This is a genomic window from Dolichospermum circinale AWQC310F (assembly GCF_000426925.1).
GTDB classification, from domain to species: Bacteria; Cyanobacteriota; Cyanobacteriia; order Cyanobacteriales; family Nostocaceae; genus Dolichospermum; species Dolichospermum circinale.
Map to the genome: position 1 here is coordinate 12,698 of NZ_KE384703.1, position 3,783 is coordinate 16,480.

3 protein-coding genes are annotated in these 3,783 nt (G+C 39.8%); all 3 read right to left on the reverse strand.

The features are described from left to right. Positions 1–223: 223 nt before the first annotated feature. Positions 224–436 carry a DUF29 family protein gene (locus ACIR310F_RS27035; protein ID WP_269208382.1) on the reverse strand — a complete coding sequence of 71 codons (213 nt, stop codon included), beginning with the start codon at positions 434–436 and terminating at the stop codon, positions 224–226. A 113-nt stretch (positions 437–549) separates the two neighbouring features. Continuing rightward, on the reverse strand, positions 550–1,623 hold the full coding sequence (fba, locus tag ACIR310F_RS0117020; protein WP_028084868.1) for a class II fructose-bisphosphate aldolase: 1,074 nt from the start codon (positions 1,621–1,623) through the stop codon (positions 550–552). 469 nt (positions 1,624–2,092) lie between these two features. After that, positions 2,093–3,334, reverse strand: coding sequence for a DUF4912 domain-containing protein (locus tag ACIR310F_RS0117025; RefSeq protein ID WP_028084869.1), 1,242 nt, complete (start codon positions 3,332–3,334; stop codon positions 2,093–2,095). Positions 3,335–3,783 lie beyond the last annotated feature (449 nt).

Sequence of the window (3,783 nt, forward strand, 5' to 3'; positions counted from 1 at the left end):
CCTGGTTATCCTGATTCTGACAAAAGGTTAATTTTTATGAAATTACTGTAATAATCAATACATCATTCACGTCTATTAATCATTAAATAAACATCCTGTAAATCCTTTAATCCTGGTTATCCTGATTCTGACAAAAAAGTTTTTAATTGCCTAGCCGTAGGGTGTGTTAACGACAGCGTAACGCACGTTGAATGAGTTTAATTTTTTAATCAATATCGGTGCGTTACGTCGCGTATATACTTAATAGACATCTCCGAAAACCATCTAACCTTGACCATGACTGCTTTGATAATTTAGTTTCCGTACTAGTAGCGCGAACAGCTTTTAAATAACAATCAGAAAATAGTTCTAAATAATAAGGTCCTAGACTAGGACTATCCTCCAATAAAGATTCAATTTGATAAAACTGTTCCCAAAACAGGGATGTTATTCTCAAGTGAATTTATAAGTAATTACAATTAATATAAAAAACCGGGAAACAGTAACGCTTCCCAGTTTATTTCTGTAAAGGTATAGCCTAGCTACACCCTAATTTATTGCTAAGAAAGATTAAACCTTAGCAGCAGCCCTCATGACCAATTCACCCTTAGCATACTTAGCAGCAAAATCTTCCAAAGAAACTTGCTTAATCTTGCTTGCATTACCAGCAGTACCAAACTGTACATAACGGTCAGCGCAAACCTTCTGCATATATTTAATAGAAGGTTTGAGGAAGTGACGAGGATCAAATTCCTTGGGGTTAGCCGCCAAAGCTTCCCGCACAGCCGCAGTAATCGCTAGACGGTTATCAGTGTCAATATTTACCTTACGTACACCACTCTTAATACCTTTTTGAATTTCTTCTACAGGTACACCGTAGGTTTCAGGAATTTCGCCACCATATTGGTTAATTAGCGCCAACAAATCTTCAGGGACAGAAGAAGAACCGTGCATTACCAAATGGGTATTAGGTAAACGACGGTGAATTTCTTCAATGCGGCTAATAGCCAAAATTTCGCCAGTTGGTTTGCGGGTAAACTTATAAGCACCGTGGCTAGTACCGATAGCTACAGCCAAAGCATCTACTTGAGTAGCTTCTACAAAGTCAACAGCTTCATCAGGATCAGTTAATAGTTGAGAATGGTCTAGTGTACCTTCAAAACCGTGACCGTCTTCAGCTTCACCAGCACCGGTTTCTAGAGAACCCAAACAACCTAGTTCACCTTCAACACTGACACCTAAAGAGTGAGCGACGTTGACAACTTCACTGGTAACTCTAACATTATATTCAAAGCTGGCAGGAGTTTTAGCATCAGCTTCCAAAGAACCATCCATCATTACACTGGTGAAGTTGTTCTTAATAGCTGAGTAGCAGGTAGAAGGAGCATTACCATGATCTTGGTGCATGACAATGGGAATCTGAGGATAGGTTTCTACCGCAGCTAAAATCAAGTGGCGGAGGAAATTTTCCCCTGCATAATTACGAGCGCCGCGAGAAGCTTGTAAAATTACAGGACTGTCTGTTTCAGTCGCTGCTTTCATGATTGCCTGAATCTGCTCCAAGTTGTTAACGTTAAAAGCGGGAATGCCATAACCGTGTTCAGCAGCGTGATCCAAAAGCAACCGCATAGGTACAAGCGCCATATATATTCCTCCTAATTTGGGTATCAGCCAGTCAGTTTAATAGAAGCGTAATCTTTATTTTAATGTAATTTTTACGCTAATCTTAATGTTTTTTTCAACTTATAAAAAATTATAGCTAGTAGTGGTTGCTTATGTTGAAAAATTTTCCTCGCTGATTTTCTCAATTTATGTATTATTTAAGTATAGACAAATACTAAATAGTAGTATTTAATTTAATCAAGTTTCAGTAACAACAAAAATATTTTAGGATGTACGTAAGTGTCACAAAAAATAAAATTCTAATCTTTTGTTTGTAGTGACCCGAAGATAGGACTAAAGTCCTAACTACGATCTCATCTGTTATGCCACTTGCGTAAGTAATGAATCAGTTGAAGTTGTTTGTTTTTTTTCAATAAAAAAACCCACTATAGAAATAGTATAGTGGGTGAAATCAACAAATGCAGTTATGGTTAATCTTCAAATACAGCAATTATGCAAGCCATTCCAGAACAGCTTCATCTTTGGTATTAGTATTACGAGAAGGTGTTTCCCGCTCAAACTTCATGTGAATAGAACGAGATTGCTCACCATCAGCCGCAATAGCTAGAATTGGGTAATCAATTAAACCATCTTGGAAAGACATTTGGAAGCGGAATGTACCATCCGAATTGAGTTTAATCGGACGACCACCAATAGTGACATTTGCATCAGGTTCGGTTGCACCGTAAACAATCAATTCAGCATCAGCAACTAACCAGAATTTGCGGGGACGCGCGGGAACAGCACCAGCGGAGAAACCGGACATTCCCACACCGGACATAGTTAAACCAGATACGTTAGGAACAGCCCACATACCTACACCAGATGGGAAAACGTAGGAACTGATGGCTTGTTCTGGAGCAGCAGAACCGGGGACGTGCTGCATAGAACCGAATAGAGAACCCGCCACTCGTTGAGCTTCAGCGGATTCTGCTAGACCAAAGATTTGTTCGTAAATCGGGTTTCCTTCACTACTAGCAGTAACAGTTGGTAATTTCTGAGATGGGGGAACTAGTTCATAGAAGGTCTTAGCACGTAAGTCTTCTTCAAAGTCTACAGTGATAAAGACATCTTCAATCCAATCGGAAGGATAGACGGGAGGAATATGTACTCTAGCAGAACGGGCTAATACTAACCAGCCACCATCAGCGGTGCGATAACCTACATCTATCACATAATCACGATCGCTCACGGGAATTGGCAAGTACCATTCTCTGGCTAGTTCATCCGCAGGGTATTCTTGCAAGCTGTGAGGACTTTGGTAATCTAGATCAATATCAGTGACATCATAAATCCGCAGCGCTAGGGTCTGTCCACCTTGACGACGCAGTTCTTCTTTATGGTCGTTAGGAATATCCCAATAAGTATAGGCCCATTGAGGATCACGGGGTAGTAAAACTATCCGGCTTTCACCATAACCTGCGGGTAAATCCCCTAGTGCTTCATCAACATCAGCAAGAGAACCACCAGTACGATCTTCTTGGCCTAATTCAAATTTTGTTGCTTCCACGGTTTCTTGTGCCTCCTGAATACGAGATGAACTGGGTGAGAATTTGCTACGCTGAACATCTTGAATTGATGTTAATAACTGCGATTTACGCATTCTGCTATAGCGAGATATAGAATATTCACTGGCTATTTTCCGTAATTGCCGTAGTGTCATCTCTTCTAGCGGTGGGCGTTCTTTTGCCATTAATTTGGCCTCCAGTAGTTTGAAAGGTAAGTTTTTCCGGGTTAAAATAGAGTTTGATCAAATATCATCTACCCAGATTTTTTTATCACTGACTCCTGGACAAAACCCCAGTTTTAAATTTGTTTACTGTCTGTTTTTTTATTAAGATCCCAACTGTTCTAAATTCCTAGTTTGAGAATTGCAAAGAGTTGTTAAGTAAATATTAACCAGTAAAACTATCCAGGAATCAAGGGGTCTAAACATGGATTTTACCCTATTTCACGTAGTTATCAGCCCTTTGGGGATCGTTTTGTCATCAAACCTTAATATATTGCGGTTGACTAGGGAATTACTATCAAGATTTCATAACATTTCAGGCAAATGAGAATATTTATAACAGTTGACAGGTGACAGGGAACAGGGAACAGGGAACAGGGAACAGGGAACAGGGAACAGGGAACAGGGAACAG

Excerpts from the sequence above, each read along its gene's own strand:
- fba (WP_028084868.1), bottom strand. The coding sequence starts at position 1,623 with ATGGCGCTTGTACCTATGCGGTTGCTTTTGGATCACGCTGCTGAACAC.
- ACIR310F_RS0117025 (WP_028084869.1), bottom strand. The coding sequence starts at position 3,334 with ATGGCAAAAGAACGCCCACCGCTAGAAGAGATGACACTACGGCAATTA.